This is a genomic window from Pseudomonas sp. NPDC087626 (assembly GCF_044743405.1).
Classification (GTDB): domain Bacteria; phylum Pseudomonadota; class Gammaproteobacteria; order Pseudomonadales; family Pseudomonadaceae; genus Aquipseudomonas.
Genome location: NZ_JBIUWJ010000018.1, coordinates 44,526 through 64,542, shown reverse-complemented (window position 1 = coordinate 64,542; position 20,017 = coordinate 44,526). Strand labels below are relative to the sequence as shown.

Sequence of the window (20,017 nt, the reverse complement as noted above, 5' to 3'; positions counted from 1 at the left end):
GCAAGCCCGCTCCCACAGGGTTTGCGGTGCTTAGACTCGTACCTGACCGAGCCGTACAGGCTGCCGGACCTAGCAGTTCTGCTAGTACCTGTCTGCGATGTTTGCGCAGATACTCAAGCGCTCAATCCGAGTTAGCTGGAGCGCCTGCCATGGGGACTCAACAACCTGTAATTCTTTGCAGCTATGGGTACGACCCACTGGATCGTCTGATCAGCCAACGTCAACCAGACGCATCCAACCGCCAACGCTTTTATTGCAAAAGTCGCCTGGCCACTGAAATACAGGGGACGATCGCCAACACCATTTTTCAGAAAGACGGTCTGCTGCTTGCGCAATTGCAGAATCAAAACAAGGAAATCACAAGCACTCTGCTGTCCACCGATCAGCAGCGCTCCGTGCTGTACACACTCAAGGCTGGCAACCAGCGACAACCCATCGCCTATTCATCCTACGGCCACCATCACGCTGAAAGCGGCTTGACCAGCTTGCTGGGTTTCAACGGCGAACGGCCGGATCCGGTGACCGGGCATTATTTACTGGGGAATGGCTATCGGGCGTTTAATCCGGTGCTGATGCGGTTCAATAGTCCGGACAGCTGGAGTCCGTTTGGGGAGGGAGGGATTAACTCGTATATGTATTGCAAGGGAGATCCGGTAAATCGTAGTGATGCCACCGGTCACATGCCCACTGGGGCCTTAGCAACAGCACTTACAATACTTGCCTCGAAAAAAACACCAACAATAATCAAAACCATCAATGCAAAAACATTCAGCTCAGCCACCACGGAAACCTCTACCTACTTGACAACCTACAAACACACAAACAGCCTCGGTCATAAAAACATACTAGCCTATGCACACTCAGCCCCAATGAACACACCCCACAAACTTCCGAACATGACCCTAACCGACATAAATTTCACAAACACTCCAGAAGCGCTTAAAAAAGAACTACCATCGCAACTCCTCAACAAATACACCGGATTCGACATAGACATAATGATAAATGAAAACATCAAAAAACTAATCAATAGCAACCCACAAACGCAAATCGCCATGAAAATAGATACATACAATATGGCTCTTAGAGGAAATATTCCATATATAAGTGTACGAAACGCAATTGCCTCATTAAACGCTCTACCCCGCACGCCTCAAAACGCCCCTATTCTAAGGGCGTTCGGCTATATCGATCCGACACAAACCCGAGAAAACATTCGTCACGGATATTAAAAACAAAGTAAAGGGGACAGATCTATTTTTCCCTTGGTCACCACCACGAAGTTGATGATCATCAGGATCGCAAACACCACGATACCGACCACGTAGTTACCGCCGATCACCACCTCGCCAAAGGCCTGGATCACCTTGCCGGCGGCGGCGTGCCCGTCCTGGCCGTGGAGCATCACCACCCGCGTCGACGCCACGTTGAGCGCCAGACGCAGCAGCGTCGCCACCAGCAGAATGGTCGGGAACACCGCAAAATCCAGCGGCCGCAACGCGTACACACAGACCAGCAGCACCACGATCGACAGGGCAATGTTGAAGGTAAAGAACACGTCGAGCAGGAACGGCGGGATCGGCAACATCATCATTGCCAACATGACCAGCAGCAACAGCGGCACGCCCAGATTGCCTCGACTGAGGTCTGCCATGTTGCTGCGGGCATTGTTGATAAATTGAGAGCGATCCACCGGTATTCCCCGTTCCTTTGAAGCAAACTTTTGACACCAGAAGCGGGCGCAGGGCGGCTACCGCAAGAAACCTTCCAGCTTTTGCCGAGGCAGGGAATAGAGAGTGCGGCGGTTGGCTGTGTGGCGCGAGGAGATCCCTGTGGGAGCGGGCTTGCCCGCGATGACGTCGGCACAGCAACCATTGATGTTGGCCAACCCACCGCTTTCGCGGGCAAGCCCGCTCCCACAGGGTTTGCGGTGCTTAGACTCGTACCTGACCGAGCCGTACAGGCTGCCGGACCTAGCAGTTCTGCTAGTACCTGTCTGCGATGTTTGCGCAGATACTCAAGCGCTCAATCCGAGTTAGCTGGAGCGTCTGCCATGGGGACTCAACAACTTGTAATACTTTGCAGCTATGGGTACGACCCACTGGATCGTCTGATCAGCCAACGTCAACCAGACGCATCCAACCGCCAACGCTTTTATTGCAAAAGTCGCCTGGCCACTGAAATACAGGGGACGATCGCCAACATCATTTTTCAGAAAGACGGTCTGCTGCTTGCGCAATTGCAGAATCAAAACAAGGAAGACACAAGCACTCTGCTGTCCACCGATCAGCAGCGCTCCGTGCTGTACACACTCAAGGCTGGCAACCAGCGACAACCCATCGCCTATTCATCCTACGGCCACCATCACGCTGATAGCGGCTTGACCAGCTTGCTGGGTTTCAACGGCGAACGGCCGGATCCGGTGACCGGGCATTATTTACTGGGGAATGGTTATCGGGCGTTTAATCCGGTGCTGATGCGGTTTAATAGTCCGGATAGCTGGAGTCCGTTTGGAGAAGGAGGATTGAACTGTTATTCGTATTGCTTCGGAGACCCGATAAACCTATCAGATCAAAACGGTCACGCACCTATACCTCCAAAGGCAATTCAAAACTTAGCAAGAAAACCATTAACACGAACCAAAAGCACGCCAGAAATCATATTCAAGAGCGGCCCAGAGACCACTAAAGAAATCACAACCTACAGAACACTTCACACCCTAAGAACTGAAAACACACGCAACGCCAACGGCACCTGGCAGGAGCGCACCTATGAAAATGACAGACTGTTAAAAAGTGTGTATTCAGGAATTGATGACACAGCAGTTTTTGCGACTGGGCAGCCAGCAAGATACTACAAAAATAATGCAACCCTGCAAGAGCTAAGTTACTCAAAAATTCCTGGCACTACAATAATAAATCTACCAAAGCTCATTAGCGAGGCAATTGACCCTTTGAACAATACATTAAACAATTTAACTGCCTTCCAAAAAATCATCCACCAGCACAGACTCCATAAACTATCAGTAGCTGCGCAAGATAGAAAACTCCATGAACTTTATAAGCTATTTGACGACGAAATTGAAAAAGGCAACGTCATGGGAGTTCATCCGAATCACGTGAAGAAAATAAGAGAGCGCCTCTGATACCAGGAAAGGAGACACTTTCAGAAAATCAGAAAAGGGGACAGATCTGAATGGCACTTACTTAGCAGCTAACTAGCTGATGTGGCTGCAAGAAAATGAAAAAAGGCTGGCCTTGGTCTACGGTGATAGTTGCGAACACACACCAATAGAGCAAGGACACAGCCCGAGTGAGTCGTAGACGTCAAATCGTCCGGCATCAACCGCAACGCATCCGTCAGCACGCCATCCACAGTAATGCTCACGCTTTCTTCAAGCTGCTCAGTGATCCAGAGCTTCTGCAGCGTGTTGAATCAACGATACCCAAGCATCGTCAGCGGTTGTTCCCAACGGCCGCAACGCGTACACACAGACCAGCAGCACCACGATCGACAGGGCAATGTTGAAGGTAAAGAACACGTCGAGCAGGAACGGCGGGATCGGCAACATCATCATTGCCAACATGACCAGCAGCAACAGCGGCACGCCCAGATTGCCTCGACTGAGGTCTGCCATGTTGCTGCGGGCATTGTTGATAAATTGAGAGCGATCCACCGGTATTCCCCGTTCCTTTGAAGCAAACTTTTGACGCCAGAAGCGGGCGCAGGGCGGCTACTGCAAGAAGCCTTCCAACTTTTGCCGAGGCCGGGAACAGAGGGTGCGGCGGTTGGCTGTGTGGCGCGAGGAGATCCCTGTGGGAGCGGGCTTGCCCGCGATGACGTCGGCACAGCAACCATTGATGTTGGCCAACCCACCGCTTTCGCGGGCAAGCCCGCTCCCACAGGATTTGCGGTGCTTAGACTCGTACCTGACCGAGCCGTACAGGCTGCCGAACCTAGCAGTTCTGCTAGTACCTGTCTGCGATGCTTGCGCAGATACTCAAGCGCTCAATCCGAGTTAGCTGGAGCGCCTGCCATGGGGACTCAACAACCTGTAATTCTTTGCAGCTATGGGTACGACCCACTGGATCGTCTGATCAGCCAACGTCAACCAGACGCATCCAACCGCCAACGCTTTTATTGCAAAAGTCGCCTGGCCACTGAAATACAAGGGACGATCGCCAACACCATTTTTCAGAAAGACGGTCTGCTGCTTGCGCAATTGCAGAATCAAAACAAGGAAATCACAAGCACTCTGCTGTCCACCGATCAGCAGCGCTCCGTGCTGTACACACTCAAGGCTGGCAACCAGCGACAACCCATCGCCTATTCATCCTACGGCCACCATCACGCTGATAGCGGCTTGACCAGCTTGCTGGGTTTCAACGGCGAACGGCCGGATCCAGTGACGGGGTGTTATTTATTGGGGAATGGCTATCGGGCATTTAATCCAGTGTTGATGCGGTTTAATAGTCCGGATAGCTTGAGTCCGTTTGGGGAGGGAGGGATTAACTCGTATATGTATTGCAAGGGAGATCCGGTAAATCGTAGTGATGCCACCGGTCACATGCCCACTGGGGCCTTAGCAACAGCACTTACAATACTTGCCTCGAAAAAAACACCAACAATAATCAAAACCATCAATGCAAAAACATTCAGCTCAGCCACCACGAAAACCTCCACCTACTTGACAACCTACGAATACACAAACAGCCTCGATCATAAAAACATACTAGCCTATGCACACTCAGCCCCAATGAACACACCCCACAAACTTCCGAACATGACCCTAACCGACATAAATTTCACAAACACTCCAGAAGCGCTTAAAAAAGAACTACCATCGCAACTCCTCAACAAATACACCGGATTCGACATAGACATAATGATAAATGAAAACATCAAAAAACTAATCAATAGCAACCCACAAACGCAAATCGCCATGAAAATAGATACATACAATATGGCTCTTAGAGGAAATATTCCATATATAAGTGTACGAAACGCAATTGCCTCATTAAACGCTCTACCCCGCACACCTCAAAACGCCCCTATTCTAAGGGCGTTCGGCTATATCGATCCGACACAAACCCGAGAAAACATTCGTCACGGATATTAAAAACAAAGTAAAGGGGACAGATCTATTTCTCCATCAGCGTGCTCTACAGCAAAATCACAACCGTCAAGTCCCTTTCGCCAATGCAAGAGATCTTGAATACAGCCATCCCGATTGCGCGCAAGCCTTAAGCGCATCACTGCCCTCAGCAAGGACAACCCGGCGAGCACCTAATGCTGACTTAATAAAGCGCCTTCAGTTTGCAACTCGATAACGAATCGCCAAACGGATTCACTACGCGTCTCAGCACATCGAGCTTTGAAAAACATGAAGAAAGCGGCAATGCAGAAAACAGAAACAATTGAATACACCAGTACCGCCAAGTGGCTGCACTGGGGCATGGCGCTGGCGTGGCTAACCAGTTGGGGCCTGGGCATACTGGCCACGCATTGGCGAGATGAGCTAAACCCTCAGCATGAACTGACCTTCTTGCACAAGGCACTGGCAAGTACGCTGCTGTTTGTCATCGTAGCGCGCGTTGCCTGGCGGTTAAAAAACCGTCCACCATCCCTCCCCGAAAGCATGTCTGCGCGAATGAAGCGCGCAGCAATAACCGGACATGTTTTGCTCTACATCATTGCCCTGATTGCCTTACCCCTTTCAGGCTGGTACTGGAGTTCGGTTGCGGACAAACCCATTCTGGTGGCAGGCCTGTTCCTTCTGCCGCCATTGGTCGATGCCGATCCCGATCTTTATGACCTGGCCAAGTACATTCATACCTGGACATCATGGTTCTGTGGCGCATTGGTTGGCGGGCATTTGTTGGCAGCGCTAAAACATCATTTTATCGACCAGGACAACATCCTGACCTCAATGCTGCCCAGAATTAAACGGCGGGCGAAGTAGAGGGTTGTCACAGGAAAAAGATCGGAGCCATGGCAACACCTATATGGAACGGTGCACACCTACGGGGTCTGCCATTGCCCCGAACTTTCGCTCAAAAAAATAATGCGCCCCCCCCCCTTTTTTCCATCCCCTAGCAGTTCTGCTAGTTCCCGCCCCCACCAATCGCGCAGATACTCAAGCCATCACGGACGCTAAAAGCATGGAGTCGCCCCAATGCCTAGCCCACAGCACACCCTGCTCTGCAGCTATCGCTACGATCCACTGGATCGCCTGATCAGCCATAGCCAACTACATATGCAAATGGGTCAGCGCTTCTATTGCAAAAGCCGCCTGGCTACCGAGATACAGGGCGCAATCGAGCACTCGATCTTCCAGCACGACGACCTGCTGTTAGCGCAGCAGCAGCGTCAGGACGCTGCACTCGACACCACACTACTGGCCACCGACCTGCAACGCTCGGTGCTGCACACCCTCAAGCACAACCATCAACGACAGTCCATCGCCCATTCCCCCTACGGCCATCGTCCCGCGGAAAGTGGCCTGCTCAGCCTGCTTGGCTTCAACGGCGAACGGCCGGATCCGCTGACCGGGCATTATTTGTTGGGGAATGGGTATCGGGCGTTTAATCCGGTGTTGATGCGGTTCAATAGTCCGGATAATTTGAGCCCATTTGGGTGGGGTGGGCTGAATCCATATGCCTACTGCGATGGAGAGCCAGTACTTGGGAGCGATGCTACAGGCCACTGGAAACTTAATAGCTTGTGGAAGGGCATTAAAAATTTTTTTGGTAGAACACCAAGTAAACTTAGAACACCCGCTCCCTCTAATGCACCGAGTTCCGCCAACCTCGCTAGCACTCCGGTATCGTCAAACGCTGCTCGCAGATACAGTAGCGCCAGCAATAATACTAGCAGCAGCTCCCTGGGCGAACACTCAATGCAGCACAAGATCCCGCGAAGAGAACTGGATATGTTCAAGCTGAAACCAGAACAACCCGTAAGACAAAAATACGGCAGAGCCACGCAGAAGAAAGTATTGCAGGCACGCGGTACGTCTTCACCAAAGCCCCCCTCACAGCGAAATGGTATAATTTCACAACGACAATCACAACAACTTCAGACTCTGTATCCGATAAAAAACGGGGAAAAATATCCTTCATTTTTAATATTGGAACGTGATTTAAGAACAATACATGCAGTAATAAACCCAGGAATAGAATTTAATATATCGCATTATGCGGAAATAATTCGCTCAGAAGGTTTCTAGGCTCTACACGAAATCCGCCGAAAACATTTGACCCCCACCATTTAAAGGAAAAAAGAAGAGATGAAAGGGGACACCCATTTACATAGTGAGGGGGGGGGCAAATCACTCGCCCCTACTAAACTTCCGCTACATATAGCACTCAAGAATCGCGCCGCAAATCCTCCGGAATCGGCACCTCATCCTTGAACGGCTCCGGCCGCTTGCCCTTGCCCGCGCGGTACTGGCGGATCTGGTAGACGTACGCCAGCACCTGGGCCACTGCCAGGTACAGCCCGCCCGGAATTTCCTGATCCATCTCGGTGGAGTAGTAGATCGAACGCGCCAACGCCGGTGACTCCAGCAGCAACACATTGTTGCTCACGGCGATTTCGCGGATTTTCAGGGCCAGGAAGTCGCTGCCCTTGGCGACGAGCATTGGCGCGCCGCCTTTGTCCGGATCGTACTTGAGCGCCACCGCATAGTGGGTCGGGTTGGTGATGACCACGTCGGCGTCGGGAATGGCCGCCATCATCCGCCGCTGGGACATGTCGTGCTGCAACTGGCGGATGCGCTGCTTGACCTCGGGGCGGCCTTCCTGGTCCTTGTGCTCGTCGCGGATTTCCTGCTTGGTCATCAGCAACTTCTTGTGGCTCTGGTACAACTGCACCGGCACGTCGACGGCGGCAATCAGGATTAGCCCGCAAGCCATCCAGAGTGTGCTCCAGCCCACCAGTTGCACGCTGTGGATAATCGCCTGCTCCAGTGGTTCATGGGCGATGCGCAGCAGGTCGTCGATGTCTGACTTCAACACCGTCAACGCGACGAACAGGATCAACAGGAACTTGGCCAGCGCCTTGAGCAGCTCGATCACCGCGGTCGAGGAGAACATGCGCTTGAGGCCGTTGGCCGGGTTCATCCGGCTGAATTTGGGTGCCAGGCTACTGCCGGCAAACAACCAACCACCCAGGGAAATCGGGCCGATCAGCGCGGCCAGGAGCAAGGTGATCAACACCGGTTGCACGGCGATGATCGCAATCTTGCCCGAGTGCAACAGGTACTGGCCCATGGCACCGGGGCTGAGCAGTACCTCGCGGGGCAAGCTGAAATTCAGCCGCATGATGTCCAGCAGATCCAGGGCCAGGCCACCGCCATAGACCAGCAAGCCGCCGGCCCCGGCGAGCATCACCGCCAGGGTGTTGAGCTCCTTGGAGCGGGCGATTTCACCCTTCTCGCGGGCGTCCTTTTTCTTTTTGTCCGTGGGCTCTTCGGTCTTGTCCTGGCCACTCTCGCTTTCGGCCATGGCTTAGCGCGCCTGAGCCATATCGCGCAGCAACTGCAAAGCCTCGGTGGCCAACGGTTGATACTGATTGAGAATGTCACCCAGGCTGATCCAGAAGATCACCAGGCCCAGCACCAGGGTCAGCGGAAAGCCGATGGAGAAAATGTTCAGTTGCGGCGCCGCGCGGGTCATGATGCCGAAGGCAATGTTGACCACCAGCAGTGCGGTGATCGCCGGCAGCACCAGCAGCATGGCCGCACCCAGCACCCAGCCGAGCTTGTTGGCGATATCCCAGAAGTGATTGACCAACATGGCGCTGCCCACCGGCAAGGTGGTGAAGCTCTCGGTGAGCACTTCGAACACCACCAGGTGGCCGTTCATCCCGAGAAACAACAGGGTTACCAGCATGGTCAGGAACTGCCCGATCACCGCCGCCGACACACCATTGGTGGGGTCGACCATGGAGGCGAAACCCATGCCCATCTGGATCGAGACAATCTGCCCGGCAATCACAAAGGCCTGGAAAAACAGCTGCAGGGAGAAACCCAACAACCCGCCAATCAGGATCTGCTCGGCAATCAGCAGCAGGCCGCTCAAGTCCAGCGCGTTGACCGTGGGCATCGGCGGCAGGCTGGGGGTGATCACCACGGTGATCGCCAGGGCGAAGTACAGGCGAATGCGCTTGGACACCAGGGTGGTGCCGATGATCGGCATGGTCATCAGCAGTGCCGTCACCCGGAACAGCGGCAGCATGAAGCTGGCCACCCAGGTACTGATCTGCGCGTCGGTCAGCGCCAGCAGCGACATGGCCTAGCCGATCAACTGCGGAATACTGCCGTACAGGCGCAGGATGTATTCCATGAAGGTCTGCACCAGCCACGGGCCGGCAACGATCAGCGTGACCAGCATCACCAAAAGGCGCGGCAGGAAGCTGAGGGTCTGTTCGTTGATCTGGGTCGCCGCCTGGAACATCGCCACCAACAGGCCGACCAACAGGCTCGGCACCACCAGCACCGCGACCATCACGGTGGTCAGCCAGAGCGCTTCACGGAACAGGTCTACCGCTACTTCAGGCGTCATATCGGGCCACTCGCTCGCACCAGGCTAAACACCGCCGAAACTGCCGGCCAGGGTGCCGATGATCAGCGCCCAGCCGTCCACCAGCACAAACAGCATGATCTTGAACGGCAGCGAAATGATCAGCGGCGAGAGCATCATCATGCCCATCGCCATCAGCACACTCGCCACCACCAGGTCGATGATCAGGAACGGGATGAAGATCATGAAACCAATCTGGAACGCAGTCTTGAGCTCCGAGGTGACGAAGGCCGGCACCAGGATGGTCAAAGGGGCCTGATCCGGCGACGCGATGTCAGTGCGCTTGGACAGGCGCATGAACAGCTCCAGATCACTGCTGCGAGTCTGGGCCAGCATGAAGTCCTTGATCGGCACCTGGGCCTTGGCCACCGCATCCTGGGCGGTCATTTTTTCCGCGAGATACGGCTGCAAGGCGTCCTGGTTCACCCGGTCGAACACCGGCGCCATGATGAACAGGGTCAGGAACAGCGCCATGCCGGTGAGGATCTGGTTCGACGGCGTCTGCTGCAGGCCCAGGGCCTGGCGCAGAATCGAGAAGACAATGATGATCCGGGTGAAGCTGGTCATCAGCATGACGAACGCCGGGATGAAACTCAGCGCGGTCATGATCAGCAGGATCTGCAGGCTGACCGAATATTCCTGGGCGCCATCGGCATTGGTGCCCAAGGTGATCGCCGGGATCGACAGCGGGTCGGCGGCCAGCGCCAGGGGCGCCGCCAGCAGCAGGAGCAGCGTCAGGAGGAAACGCAACGGCATTACTTCTTATCCTTGTCTTTACCCAGCAACTCCATCAGGCGCTGGGCAAACTCGGGGGTAGCCTGCTCGGTGCCGGGCACCTGCACCGGCTCTTTGAGGACATGCAGCGCGCTGATGGTGCCCGGCGTCAGGCCCAGCAGAATCTGCTCGTTGCCGACCTGCACCAGGACCAGCCGGTCCCGCGGGCCGAGGGCACGCGAGCCGATCAACTCGATCACCTGGCCTTTGCCCGCAGGCCCTGCCTGCTGCACCCGGCGCAACAGCCAGGCGAGGAAAAAGATCAGGCCCAGCACCAGCAGCAGGCCCAGCACCAGTTGCGTCAACTGCCCGGCCACCCCGCTACCGACCGCCGGCGCAGCGACTGCTGCCACCGGCTCGGCTGCCATCACGCTGCCAGGCAAGGCCAGCAACCCACCGAGGAACCTGTTCACTTAGCGCAGCTTCTTGATGCGTTCGCTTGGGCTGATCACGTCCGTCAGGCGGATGCCGAACTTCTCGTTGACCACAACCACTTCGCCATGGGCGATCAGCGTGCCGTTGACCAGCACGTCGAGGGGCTCACCCGCCAGGCGATCGAGCTCGATCACCGACCCCTGATTGAGCTGCAACAGGTTGCGGATGTTGATGTCGGTACTGCCGACTTCCATCGAGATCGATACCGGGATGTCGAGGATCACGTCCAGGTTCGGACCGTCCAGTGTCACCGGGCCGTTGTTTTTCGGCACGCTGCCGAACTCTTCCATCGGCAGACGGTTGGACGGCGAGCTGGCCGCATCGGCCGCCAGCAGGGCATCGATATCGTCCTGTCCGACATCACCGGATTCTTCCAGCGCGGCAGCCCATTCATCAGCCAGGGCCTGGTCGTCCTGGGCATTCATATCGTTAACCATCATTTGTCCTCGGCGGGCAGCAAGCATTTAAAAACGGGGGGAGAGCAACGCCGCTCAGCGGCGCTCGATGGGTTCGATCACTTGCAACGCCAGGTTGCCCTTGTGGGACCCCATCTTGACCTTGAAAGCCGGCACGCCGTTGGCGCGCATGATCATGTCTTCAGGCATGTCCACCGGGATCACGTCGCCCGGCTGCATGTGCAGGATGTCGCGCAGGCGAAGTTGGCGGCGGGCGACTGTGGCACTCAAGGGCACATCGACGTCCATCACGTCCTGGCGCAGGGCGTTGACCCAACGCTCGTCCTGGTCGTCGAGGTCGGACTGGAAACCGGCATCGAGCATTTCCCGCACCGGCTCGATCATCGAGTACGGCATGGTCACGTGCAGGTCGCCGCCGCCACCGTCGAGTTCGATGTGGAAAGTGGACACCACCACCGCCTCACTGGGGCCAACGATGTTGGCCATGGCCGGGTTCACTTCCGAGTTGATGTACTCGAAATTGACTTCCATGATCGCCTGCCAGGCTTCCTTCAAGTCAGTGAAGGCCTGCTCCAGCACCATGCGCACCACGCGCAATTCGGTAGGGGTGAATTCACGCCCTTCGATCTTGGCGTGACGTCCGTCGCCGCCGAAGAAGTTATCCACCAGCTTGAACACCAGCTTGGCGTCGAGAATGAACAGGGCGGTGCCGCGCAGGGGTTTGATCTTGACCAGATTGAGGCTGGTAGGCACGTACAGCGAATGCACGTACTCGCCGAACTTCATCACCTGCACCCCGCCCACGGCCACATCGGCCGAACGCCTAAGCATGTTGAACATGCTGATGCGGGTGTAGCGGGCGAAACGCTCGTTGATCATTTCCAGGGTCGGCATGCGCCCCCGGACAATCCGGTCCTGACTGGTCAGGTCATAGCTTTTGACGCTGCCCGGTTCGGCAGCGGTGTCGGTCTGTACCAGACCATCGTCGACGCCATGCAGCAGCGCATCGATCTCATCCTGGGACAGCAGGTCCTGCACGGCCATGTCGTGTTCCTACTGCAGTACGAAATTAGTAAAGAGCAACTGCTCGACTACAACTTTGCCGACTTCTTTCTGCGCTACTTCCTGCACGCTGGCAGTGGCTTTCTGGCGCAGCATTTCCTGGCCGACCGGGGTGGCCAGGTTGTCGAAAGTCTGCCCGGAGAACAGCATCACCAAGTTGTTGCGGATCACCGGCATGTGCACTTTCAAAGCGTCCAGATCGGCCTGGTTGCGGGCCTGCAGGGTAATGCTCACCTGCATGTAGCGCTGGCGGCCGTTCTGGTTGTAATTGGCGATAAAGGCCGGGGCCATGGCTTCGTAGATGGCCGCAGGTTTGGCATTGCCAGCCGCATCGGCCGCAGGCTCAGGCTTGCTCTGGGCACTGTGCATGAAGTACCAGGTCGCCCCCACGGACAAGCCGATCGCCAGCAACAAGGCCGCGGCAATCACCAGGATCAGCTTGAGTTTGCCTTTGCCGGCGGGATCTTTTACTGCTGCGTCGCTCTTCGCCATGCCAATAATCCGTCACTATTCGGGTTTTCACAGTCGCACGGCAAGGCAAGAGCAAGTGTTATGCCAGAAGTGTCGGGGCACCCCGGTTTGCATAGATCCCGTGGGAGCGAGCGCCCGCTTGCGGCTTGCTCGCGATGACAGCGCTCCCACAGGGGAAATTCATACACCAGGAAAAAACAGGCAAAGCGTTAGCTCGCCTGCAGTTCGTGATCTTGAGGTGGCGCAGACCGCCATCGCGTTCAATCAGGCGTAATAGTCGACCACGCTCGAACCAATCACGCGGGTAGCGCTGGCGGCAACTTCGGCGATCCCGGCCGGCGATTCATCCGCCATCGGCTCCAGGCGGCTGCCAGTGGCCGAGGTGCGGGCGCCCTGCCCCTGCTGCGCCTGCTCCTGGGAGCCACGGGACTGGTCGGAGACATTGACGTCGACCTGACCCATACCCTGCTGCGCGAACATCTCGCGCAGGCGGTGCATCTGCCCGTCCAGCGCTTCGCGCACACCAACGTGGGCGCTCATGAAGGTGACCTGGGTCTGCTGGTCGGGAATCATGTTGACGCGGATATCCAGGCGCCCCAGCTCAGCCGGCTGCAACTGAATGTCCGCCGCCTTGAGGTTGGCGCTCGACAGGTACATGACCCGGTTGACCACCTCTTCGGTCCAGCCACTCTGGTGCATGGCGATCGGCTGATTGACCGGCAGTGCATTGGCGGTTTTTGCCGTGGCAGCCTGGGTCAGCGCGGCCAGGCGGTCGGCAAAACCTTCAACGCGGGTGTCGCTGCCGGCAGCCTTGAGGTCCTTGAGGCCTTCGTCGATCAAGCCACTGAAGGCCTTCTCGCCGCCCTCACCGGCACCGTCCTGCTCCGCTTGCAGGCCGAGCATGCTGGCCATGCCCGCGGCGAAGGTCTGCGTCGTGTTCGGTTCACCGTCGACCTGGGCGGCCGCTGGCGGGGTCTTGGCTTGAGCCTGACTGGAGGCGGACAGATGGCCACTTTGCTCCATCGCCAGGCGCACCGCCGGCAAGCCATCCAGTGGATCGGCCTCAGGATCGAACGCCGGATCGCTGATCGCCTGCGTGGTGGCCAGCAGCGCCGCCTCAATGGCCGGATCCACGCTAGCGGGCGTCTCGACCACGGTAACCGGCGCCGGCTGGGTCGCTGCCTGAGCCTGCGCCGGATCTACCGTGGCGTCTTCAGCCACTGCGCCAGGCTCGGTGTCGGTTACCTCTTCAGGCGCCACTTTTTCGGCGGGCAAGGTTTTGCCGCTAGCGGCAACCGCTGGAGCCTGGGCGGCAGGTTTGTCCGCACGGACCGGGTGGTCCGGGGTTTTGTCACGCAACGGCTTGGCCCCCATATCGGCCGCTGCCAAGGACTTGCCTGCACCCTGGCCAGCAAACACCCGAGCGAAGCCGGACGCCTTGTCCACAGGCGCCGCCGGGGCATTTGCCGACGCGGACTGAGTCTTGGCCTGCGCGCCAGCCTGAAGCAGGATGTTGGGGGAAAGGGGCATAGCGGTCTCCGCTGCACTGGAATCGTCGATACAGTTGAGCAAGAGACTGCAAGGGTCGAGCCAGATTGCCCGAGAGAATGCTAACAGCTGCGATTGGAAGATTCAGACGCCAGCGAACGCTGCCGTTCGGCTTCGTACAGGGGGCGCACCAAGGCAAATTCGCCATCGATTTCACCCACCAGCTTGGCCAGGCCCTTGGGGGCTTTTTCCTTGGCGCGCTGTTCCAGCTCGTGGCACAGCCTGGCCAGGCGAAACGCACCCATGTTGCTGCTGCTGCCCTTGAAACTATGGGCCGCGCTGATCAGCTGCGCCGCATCGTGCGCCTCGCGCAGGATTTGCAGACGCTCTTCGGAATCCGCCAGGAAGGTGTCCAGCAACACCGGGTAATCCCCTTCCATGACTTCCTGCAACGCACTCAGTACGTCGCGATCCAGATGTGTATCGGTCACTTGTTCGCTCCTTGATCAAGAATGCACGGGATTATGCCAGAGCCTCCCAGGAAAACTCCACGCGCGCCCGTCGGCCATCGTCGGACCAACTGGCATTACGGCTCAATTGACGGATCAGGCTGACACCGCGACCCGATAAACGCCCGATGTCCAGCGGCCGATCCATCACACGCTGCACATCAAAGCCATGCCCACTGTCTTCCACTTCAATCACCAGGCAACCGCCCAAGCCTTGCGGCGCAACCTGCACGTGCACCCGCAGGTAGCCCTCCTCCAATTGCTCCAGGCGGGCGTTGCGCAACTGATAGTAGCGCGCAAATCCGCGGACATCGCGCTTGAGGCTCGAATCCAGGCCCAGCACGCCATGCTCCAGGGCATTGGAGTACAACTCGGCCAGCACACTGTGCAGCGCCGCGCTTTGCGCCCGCAGGCCATGCACCTCCAGCAACAACTGCAGCAGATAGGGCAGCGGGTCGAAGCGCTTGAGCGACTCGGCGCGAAATTCGAAGCTCAACGACCAGTCCAGCGGGCTCGACTGGCCACTGTCGGAATAGACCAGGGCTGGCGGTGTGAGCTGGGCCGGCTCCACCAGACTGATTTCCAGCAGGCTCACGTCATCCCGGGCCTGACCGCCAAAATCGCGCAGCGCTTGTTCAATCTCCTCGAACAACTGCTCGGGCTCAAGGTTATCGGCAAACACCTGCAACAAACGCTCGACTCCAAACAACTGCTCGGCACTGTCGCAGGTATCGATCACCCCATCCGTCAACAGCATTACCCGGTCGCCCAGGGCCATCGGAAACACTTCCGTGCGGTCGTCGAACGCCTGGGCACTCAACACGCCCAACGGTAAATGTCGTGACTTCAGCGGCCGGCGCTCGCCACTGGCGATGTCATGCAGGTAGCCGTCGGGCATCCCGCCGTTCCAGACCTCGGCCGAACGGCGCTGGAAACTCAGGGACAGCAGGGTCGCGCAGCAAAACATGTCCACCGGCAGGATGCGCTTGAGCTTGGCATTCATCTCTCGCAGGATCTGCGCCAGGCCAAACCCCTTGGCCGTCATCCCGTAGAACACCTCGGCCAGGGGCATGGCGCCCACGGCCGCCGGCAAGCCGTGACCGGTGAAGTCACCGAGCAGCACATGCATGTCGCCAGCCGGAGTGAACGCCGCCAGCAGCAGATCGCCGTTGAACAGCGCATAGGGCGATTGCCGGTAGCGGATGTTCGGCGCGCTCAGGCAGCCCGAGTGGGCGACCTTGTCGAACACCGCCTTGGCCACACGCTGCTCGTTAAGCAAGTACTGATGGTGGCGGACGATCTGGTCGCGCTGCTCCAGCACCGTTGCCTGCAAACGCCGCAGGCGATCCATGGCCTTGATCTTGGCCGCCAGCACCACCTGGTTATACGGCTTGGCCAGAAAGTCATCACCGCCCGCCTCCAGGCAGCGGGCCAGGCCTTCGTCCTCGCTCAGGGACGTGAGGAAGATGATCGGTACCAGGGTTTCCCCGGCCAACTGCTTGATCTGTCGCGCCGCGTCAAAGCCGTCCATCACCGGCATCAGAGCGTCCATCAACACCAGGTGCGGGCATGCCTGACGGTACAGCTCCACCGCTTCGGCGCCGTTCGCCGCCAGCAGCACCGCGTGGCCCTGGCGCCGGACGATCCCCGAGAGCAGCAGGCGATCAGCCGCACTGTCTTCGGCGATCAGCACCGTCAGGGGCTCGAACGACGGGATCAGGTCGCTCAACTGATGTCGAACAGCTTGTCGAAATTGGAGATGGCGAGGATTTTTCGCACGTCGGAACTGCTGTTGACCAGCCGCACATCGGACTCGTCGCCGCCGGCATGATCGCGCAGCAACAGCAGCATGCCCAACGCCGAACTGTCGAGGTAGGTGGCCTCCTTGAGATCGACCACCACCGAGTTGGGCCGCTGATTGTCGATCTGCTCGAAGGAATCGCGAAATGCCTGGTGCTTGGCAAAGTCGAAGCGACCCTTGATCGAGATCGTCAGCTTTTGCCCATCCGCTGAGACTTGCGTATTGACTGACATGCTAGAGCTTCCTTGTCTTTGGCAATCGTGTACAAGGTTTAGCACCTGTACAGGGCATCAGCAAGGCAGCCCATCGGCCTAATGCCAGCCGGCTCAGAACGCCAATCCTTGCGAGCTTGCGATGAACGTGAACGATCACGCGTGAATCCGATGAACACGCGGTGCCGTCAAGTTCATCGCGAGCAGTCCGCAAGCGGGCGCTCGCTCCCACAGGGGAGAGAAGAACATCAAAAAAACAGGCCGGCCGGTAGGCCGCCTCGCCCGCTTTTACCACTCAGGCCGACTGTCAGGTCGCCGTGCTCTTGCTCTTGATCTTGATCCACCTGCCCCTTCGGCAGGCTGAGCGAAGGTGTCCATCAGGGGGAAGGCGCGTAGCGCCGTGCGGCGAAGCCGCATGCATCGAGAGGAGGTGCAGCGAAGCAAACCGTAGGCGATGCCCCCTGATGGATACCGTAGCGAAGGGACCCCGAGCCTAAGCGAGGGGCCGAACGCAGGGGCAAAGCGTTTTGCTTCCTTTTGGGCGTCTGCAAAAGGGAGTCGCCGTAAGGGCGAAACCATAAGCCGCCGCTACCGCAGCAACGGATATGCCCACAAAGCCAAGATCAAAAGATCACAGCCTGCGGCAGCTCCCATTCGCCCATCGGCCCGCATCAATCAACGATACGGACTCTCCCGGGGCAGGCGCTGGGACAACTCATCGAGCAGCTTCTGCTCACGCTTGTCTTCCAGTTGCCGGGCCTCGTCAATGTAGCGCTGCACCAGCTTGCGCAAGCCTTCGACCCGGGCGTAGGCCTGTTGCCAGCCGTCGCGCGCCTGGTTGAGGTTGTTCTGATGCCAGGCCAGGCTTTGCCGCTGCTGGTCGATAGCCGTGCCCAGTTGCGCGAGGAAGCCCTGGTAACCCAGCAGCCATTGCCCAGACACCCCTTCGCGGCCGCGCTCGACCCAGCGCTCCAGGTACTCGAGGCGAAATCCGTCGAGGTCAGCCAGCTTGTTTTCGGCGAGCCGCACCTGGCCCTGGAAGTAGCCCAGGCGCTGGGCGGCGGTCTTCTCGGCCTTTTCCGCCATATCGACCACCGGCGCCAGGCGCGCTGCTCGGCTCTGGGCCATGGCCGCTTAGCCTCCGGCTGCCGGAGCGAAGATGGTTTCCAGGTGGGCGTGGCTTTCGCCCAGGCTGATGTTGTCGTTGAGGCCCTGGCGCAGGTAGCTGACCATGGTCGGCTGCAGGGCAATGGCCGTGTCGGTCTCGCGATCGCCCCCGGCCACATAGGCGCCGACGCTGATCAGGTCGCGACTCTGTTGATAACGCGACCAGAGCTGCTTGAAGTATTGGGCGCGGCGCATGTGCTCCGGCGAGACCACCGAGGGCATGACCCGGCTGATGGACGCTTCGATGTCGATGGCCGGGTAGTGCCCCTCCTCGGCCAGGCGCCGGGACAACACGATGTGGCCGTCGAGCACACCCCGCGCCGAATCGGCGATCGGGTCCTGCTGGTCGTCGCCTTCCGACAGTACGGTATAGAACGCAGTGATCGAACCGCCGCCGGCCTCGGCATTGCCCGCGCGCTCCACCAGCTTCGGCAACTTGGCGAATACCGAGGGTGGATAACCCTTGGTCGCTGGCGGCTCGCCGATGGCCAGGGCGATTTCCCGCTGGGCCTGGGCAAAACGGGTCAGCGAGTCCATCAGCAACAGGACATTCTTGCCCTTGTCGCGAAAATATTCGGCGATGCGCGTGCAGTACATTGCCGCACGCATACGCATCAGCGGCGCATCGTCGGCCGGCGACGCCACCACCACCGAGCGCTTGAGGCCCTCTTCTCCGAGGATGTGCTCGATGAACTCCTTGACCTCCCGACCCCGCTCCCCGATCAACCCGACCACGATGATGTCGGCTTCGGTAAAGCGGGTCATCATGCCCAGCAGCACACTCTTGCCCACCCCGGTCCCGGCGAACAGGCCCAGGCGCTGACCGCGGCCGACCGTGAGCAAGCCGTTGATCGAACGAATGCCGACGTCCAGCGGCACGCTGATGGGGTCGCGATTGAGCGGATTGATGGTCGGGCCGTCCATCGGCACCCAGTCTTCGGCCTTCATCCCGCCCTTGCCGTCCAGCGCCCGACCGGCACCGTCGAGCACCCGCCCGAGCATGCTCATGCCCATCGGCAGGCGGCCATTGTCCGCCAGCGGCACGACCCGCGCGCCCGGAGCGATCCCGGCGACGCTGCCCACCGGCATCAGGAATACTTTGTTGCCGGAAAACCCCATGACCTCGGCTTCGACTTCGACCGGATGGTAGCTGTCGTCGTTGATCACCCGACAGCGGCTGCCCATGGCTGCGCGCAAGCCTTCGGCCTCGAGCGTCAGGCCGACCATGCGCAACAGGCGCCCTTCGAGGACCGGCTGGCCCGGCAACTCCACCGCAGCGGCGTAGCTGCCCAGACGCTTGGCAAAGCTAGTGCGATCAAGGCGCATCAGGGCTGACCGGCGGCGCAACGACTGACAGGTCCAACTGCAAATCCGCTGGCGCCGGGTGCAGCGCCTGCTCGTGCAACTGGTCGAGCAACTGGGCCGTGGCCTGGGCGATGCGGGTTTCCACCGTCGCGTCGATCCGGCTGTGTTCGGTCTCGACCCGGCAACCACCGGGCAACAGCGCCTCGTCCTCGACGATGCGCCAGGTTTCCTCGTGGCGTTCGCGCAGGGCTTTGACCTGGGCAAAATCCTGGGGATTGACGTACAGGCGCACGTTTTCGACCCCCAGCGGCAGCAGCTTGATGGCTTCGCGCATGACGTGTTCCAGCTGGCTCGAGTCGATGGCCAGCTCGCGCTGGATCACCTGCCGGGTCACGTGCTGAACCAGCGCCACCAGGCTCTTTTCAATCTGTGTGTCCTGCTCGGCGATGGGCTCGAACAGGTTGACCATCAGCCGTTCCAGGCTGGCCAACTTGCCATTGAGGGCTACTTCGGCTTCCTGGCGAACCTTTAGCGTGGTGCTGTGAAAGCCTTCTTTTTCGCCGGTGGCAAACCCTTCGTTCCAGGCTTCCTGGCGAATGCTCTCGAGTTCTTCCAGGGTCAGTGGCTGGACTTCATCCAGCGGCACTTCTTCCATTTCCGGCGGTTCTGGCTCGGGCTCAGGCTCGGGTTCCGGGACGTACGGGTCAAAACTGGGCAGCGCCCAGATGTCGAGCCCGCTGACATCACGCGCACGAATCAGGTCGCTGGGCGACTCATCACTCTTGGCAGCCAT

At 58.4% G+C, this 20,017-nt stretch carries 20 protein-coding genes and 2 pseudogenes; 5 read left to right on the top strand and 17 right to left on the bottom strand.

Annotation, left to right across the window (positions count from 1 at the left end; all coding sequences use genetic code 11):
• Positions 1 to 149 precede the first annotated feature (149 nt).
• Positions 150 to 1,232 carry an RHS repeat-associated core domain-containing protein gene (locus tag ACIOVD_RS16670; RefSeq protein ID WP_401129133.1) on the top strand — a complete coding sequence of 361 codons (1,083 nt, stop codon included), beginning with the start codon at positions 150 to 152 and terminating at the stop codon, positions 1,230 to 1,232.
• 29 nt (positions 1,233 to 1,261) lie between these two features.
• Here the strand turns inward: ACIOVD_RS16670 and ACIOVD_RS16665 are convergent.
• Positions 1,262 to 1,693 (bottom strand): annotated as a pseudogene (locus tag ACIOVD_RS16665) (FHIPEP family type III secretion protein); the annotation flags it as partial.
• 360 nt (positions 1,694 to 2,053) lie between these two features.
• Between ACIOVD_RS16665 and ACIOVD_RS16660 the strand changes: the two are divergent.
• Positions 2,054 to 3,145 (top strand): RHS repeat-associated core domain-containing protein, encoded by a 1,092-nt coding sequence (locus ACIOVD_RS16660; protein ID WP_401129131.1) that lies wholly within the window; start codon positions 2,054 to 2,056, stop codon positions 3,143 to 3,145.
• Between the two features lie 324 nt (positions 3,146 to 3,469).
• On the opposite strand, the pseudogene ACIOVD_RS16655 reads toward ACIOVD_RS16660, so the two are convergent.
• Positions 3,470 to 3,676 (bottom strand): annotated as a pseudogene (locus ACIOVD_RS16655) (FHIPEP family type III secretion protein); the annotation flags it as partial.
• A 360-nt stretch (positions 3,677 to 4,036) separates the two neighbouring features.
• Here ACIOVD_RS16655 and ACIOVD_RS16650 point away from each other — a divergent pair.
• The 3 genes from ACIOVD_RS16650 (at position 4,037) to ACIOVD_RS16640 (ending at position 7,228) form a co-directional block, all read left to right on the top strand.
• Positions 4,037 to 5,119 carry an RHS repeat-associated core domain-containing protein gene (locus tag ACIOVD_RS16650; protein ID WP_401129129.1) on the top strand — a complete coding sequence of 361 codons (1,083 nt, stop codon included), beginning with the start codon at positions 4,037 to 4,039 and terminating at the stop codon, positions 5,117 to 5,119.
• 264 nt (positions 5,120 to 5,383) lie between these two features.
• Positions 5,384 to 5,962: a cytochrome b gene (locus ACIOVD_RS16645; RefSeq protein WP_401129127.1), complete on the top strand. Its 579-nt coding sequence runs from the start codon at positions 5,384 to 5,386 to the stop codon at positions 5,960 to 5,962.
• Between the two features lie 213 nt (positions 5,963 to 6,175).
• Complete coding sequence (locus ACIOVD_RS16640; protein ID WP_401129125.1) at positions 6,176 to 7,228, top strand: RHS repeat-associated core domain-containing protein; 1,053 nt, start codon at positions 6,176 to 6,178, stop codon at positions 7,226 to 7,228.
• Positions 7,229 to 7,367: 139 nt separating this feature from the next.
• On the opposite strand, the gene flhB is transcribed toward ACIOVD_RS16640, so the two are convergent.
• The 15 genes from flhB to fliH form a co-directional block, all read right to left on the bottom strand.
• Entirely contained in the window at positions 7,368 to 8,507 is a 1,140-nt protein-coding gene (gene flhB / locus ACIOVD_RS16635; protein ID WP_401129123.1) for a flagellar biosynthesis protein FlhB, read from the bottom strand.
• 3 nt (positions 8,508 to 8,510) lie between these two features.
• On the bottom strand, positions 8,511 to 9,293 hold the full coding sequence (fliR, locus tag ACIOVD_RS16630; protein ID WP_095169974.1) for a flagellar biosynthetic protein FliR: 783 nt from the start codon (positions 9,291 to 9,293) through the stop codon (positions 8,511 to 8,513).
• Between the two features lie 3 nt (positions 9,294 to 9,296).
• Positions 9,297 to 9,566: a flagellar biosynthesis protein FliQ gene (gene fliQ / locus ACIOVD_RS16625; protein ID WP_027621022.1), complete on the bottom strand. Its 270-nt coding sequence runs from the start codon at positions 9,564 to 9,566 to the stop codon at positions 9,297 to 9,299.
• Positions 9,567 to 9,590: 24 nt separating this feature from the next.
• Positions 9,591 to 10,340, bottom strand: coding sequence for a flagellar type III secretion system pore protein FliP (fliP, locus tag ACIOVD_RS16620; protein ID WP_159994396.1), 750 nt, complete (start codon positions 10,338 to 10,340; stop codon positions 9,591 to 9,593).
• A complete protein-coding gene (gene fliO, locus ACIOVD_RS16615; protein WP_095170025.1) occupies positions 10,340 to 10,726 on the bottom strand; it encodes a flagellar biosynthetic protein FliO in 387 nt (128 codons plus the stop codon). The genes fliP and fliO overlap by 1 nt, the downstream gene beginning before the upstream one ends.
• A 45-nt stretch (positions 10,727 to 10,771) precedes the next feature.
• The gene (gene fliN, locus ACIOVD_RS16610; RefSeq protein ID WP_095169976.1) at positions 10,772 to 11,230 is read right to left on the bottom strand and encodes a flagellar motor switch protein FliN; all 459 of its coding nucleotides are present in this window, start codon (positions 11,228 to 11,230) and stop codon (positions 10,772 to 10,774) included.
• Positions 11,231 to 11,284: 54 nt separating this feature from the next.
• The gene (fliM, locus tag ACIOVD_RS16605) at positions 11,285 to 12,253 is read right to left on the bottom strand and encodes a flagellar motor switch protein FliM (RefSeq protein WP_095169977.1); all 969 of its coding nucleotides are present in this window, start codon (positions 12,251 to 12,253) and stop codon (positions 11,285 to 11,287) included.
• Between the two features lie 9 nt (positions 12,254 to 12,262).
• Entirely contained in the window at positions 12,263 to 12,763 is a 501-nt protein-coding gene (fliL, locus tag ACIOVD_RS16600; protein WP_095169978.1) for a flagellar basal body-associated protein FliL, read from the bottom strand.
• 243 nt (positions 12,764 to 13,006) lie between these two features.
• Entirely contained in the window at positions 13,007 to 14,272 is a 1,266-nt protein-coding gene (locus ACIOVD_RS16595) for a flagellar hook-length control protein FliK (protein WP_401129119.1), read from the bottom strand.
• A gap of 80 nt (positions 14,273 to 14,352) precedes the next feature.
• On the bottom strand, positions 14,353 to 14,721 hold the full coding sequence (locus ACIOVD_RS16590) for an Hpt domain-containing protein (protein WP_159994392.1): 369 nt from the start codon (positions 14,719 to 14,721) through the stop codon (positions 14,353 to 14,355).
• Between the two features lie 31 nt (positions 14,722 to 14,752).
• Entirely contained in the window at positions 14,753 to 16,456 is a 1,704-nt protein-coding gene (locus tag ACIOVD_RS16585; protein ID WP_401129175.1) for a SpoIIE family protein phosphatase, read from the bottom strand.
• A gap of 8 nt (positions 16,457 to 16,464) precedes the next feature.
• Positions 16,465 to 16,773, bottom strand: coding sequence for an STAS domain-containing protein (locus ACIOVD_RS16580; protein WP_095169981.1), 309 nt, complete (start codon positions 16,771 to 16,773; stop codon positions 16,465 to 16,467).
• A 654-nt stretch (positions 16,774 to 17,427) separates the two neighbouring features.
• Positions 17,428 to 17,880 (bottom strand): flagellar export protein FliJ, encoded by a 453-nt coding sequence (gene fliJ / locus ACIOVD_RS16575; protein WP_095169982.1) that lies wholly within the window; start codon positions 17,878 to 17,880, stop codon positions 17,428 to 17,430.
• A gap of 6 nt (positions 17,881 to 17,886) precedes the next feature.
• A complete protein-coding gene (gene fliI, locus ACIOVD_RS16570; RefSeq protein ID WP_095169983.1) occupies positions 17,887 to 19,245 on the bottom strand; it encodes a flagellar protein export ATPase FliI in 1,359 nt (452 codons plus the stop codon).
• Entirely contained in the window at positions 19,235 to 20,017 is a 783-nt protein-coding gene (gene fliH / locus ACIOVD_RS16565; protein ID WP_401129116.1) for a flagellar assembly protein FliH, read from the bottom strand. Before fliH ends, fliI begins: the two co-directional genes overlap by 11 nt.

What these genes read in the sequence shown, in the direction of transcription:
- fliH (WP_401129116.1), bottom strand. Translation starts at nt 20,017, where the DNA reads ATGGCTGCCAAGAGTGATGAGTCGCCCAGCGACCTGATTCGTGCGCGT.
- fliL (WP_095169978.1), bottom strand. Translation starts at nt 12,763, where the DNA reads ATGGCGAAGAGCGACGCAGCAGTAAAAGATCCCGCCGGCAAAGGCAAA.
- fliP (WP_159994396.1), bottom strand. Translation starts at nt 10,340, where the DNA reads ATGCCGTTGCGTTTCCTCCTGACGCTGCTCCTGCTGCTGGCGGCGCCC.
- ACIOVD_RS16645 (WP_401129127.1), top strand. Translation starts at nt 5,384, where the DNA reads ATGAAGAAAGCGGCAATGCAGAAAACAGAAACAATTGAATACACCAGT.
- fliJ (WP_095169982.1), bottom strand. Translation starts at nt 17,880, where the DNA reads ATGGCCCAGAGCCGAGCAGCGCGCCTGGCGCCGGTGGTCGATATGGCG.
- ACIOVD_RS16670 (WP_401129133.1), top strand. Translation starts at nt 150, where the DNA reads ATGGGGACTCAACAACCTGTAATTCTTTGCAGCTATGGGTACGACCCA.
- fliN (WP_095169976.1), bottom strand. Translation starts at nt 11,230, where the DNA reads ATGGTTAACGATATGAATGCCCAGGACGACCAGGCCCTGGCTGATGAA.
- fliM (WP_095169977.1), bottom strand. Translation starts at nt 12,253, where the DNA reads ATGGCCGTGCAGGACCTGCTGTCCCAGGATGAGATCGATGCGCTGCTG.
- ACIOVD_RS16595 (WP_401129119.1), bottom strand. Translation starts at nt 14,272, where the DNA reads ATGCCCCTTTCCCCCAACATCCTGCTTCAGGCTGGCGCGCAGGCCAAG.
- flhB (WP_401129123.1), bottom strand. Translation starts at nt 8,507, where the DNA reads ATGGCCGAAAGCGAGAGTGGCCAGGACAAGACCGAAGAGCCCACGGAC.
- fliQ (WP_027621022.1), bottom strand. Translation starts at nt 9,566, where the DNA reads ATGACGCCTGAAGTAGCGGTAGACCTGTTCCGTGAAGCGCTCTGGCTG.
- ACIOVD_RS16660 (WP_401129131.1), top strand. Translation starts at nt 2,054, where the DNA reads ATGGGGACTCAACAACTTGTAATACTTTGCAGCTATGGGTACGACCCA.
- ACIOVD_RS16580 (WP_095169981.1), bottom strand. Translation starts at nt 16,773, where the DNA reads ATGTCAGTCAATACGCAAGTCTCAGCGGATGGGCAAAAGCTGACGATC.
- ACIOVD_RS16650 (WP_401129129.1), top strand. Translation starts at nt 4,037, where the DNA reads ATGGGGACTCAACAACCTGTAATTCTTTGCAGCTATGGGTACGACCCA.
- ACIOVD_RS16640 (WP_401129125.1), top strand. Translation starts at nt 6,176, where the DNA reads ATGCCTAGCCCACAGCACACCCTGCTCTGCAGCTATCGCTACGATCCA.
- fliI (WP_095169983.1), bottom strand. Translation starts at nt 19,245, where the DNA reads ATGCGCCTTGATCGCACTAGCTTTGCCAAGCGTCTGGGCAGCTACGCC.
- fliO (WP_095170025.1), bottom strand. Translation starts at nt 10,726, where the DNA reads ATGGCAGCCGAGCCGGTGGCAGCAGTCGCTGCGCCGGCGGTCGGTAGC.
- fliR (WP_095169974.1), bottom strand. Translation starts at nt 9,293, where the DNA reads ATGTCGCTGCTGGCGCTGACCGACGCGCAGATCAGTACCTGGGTGGCC.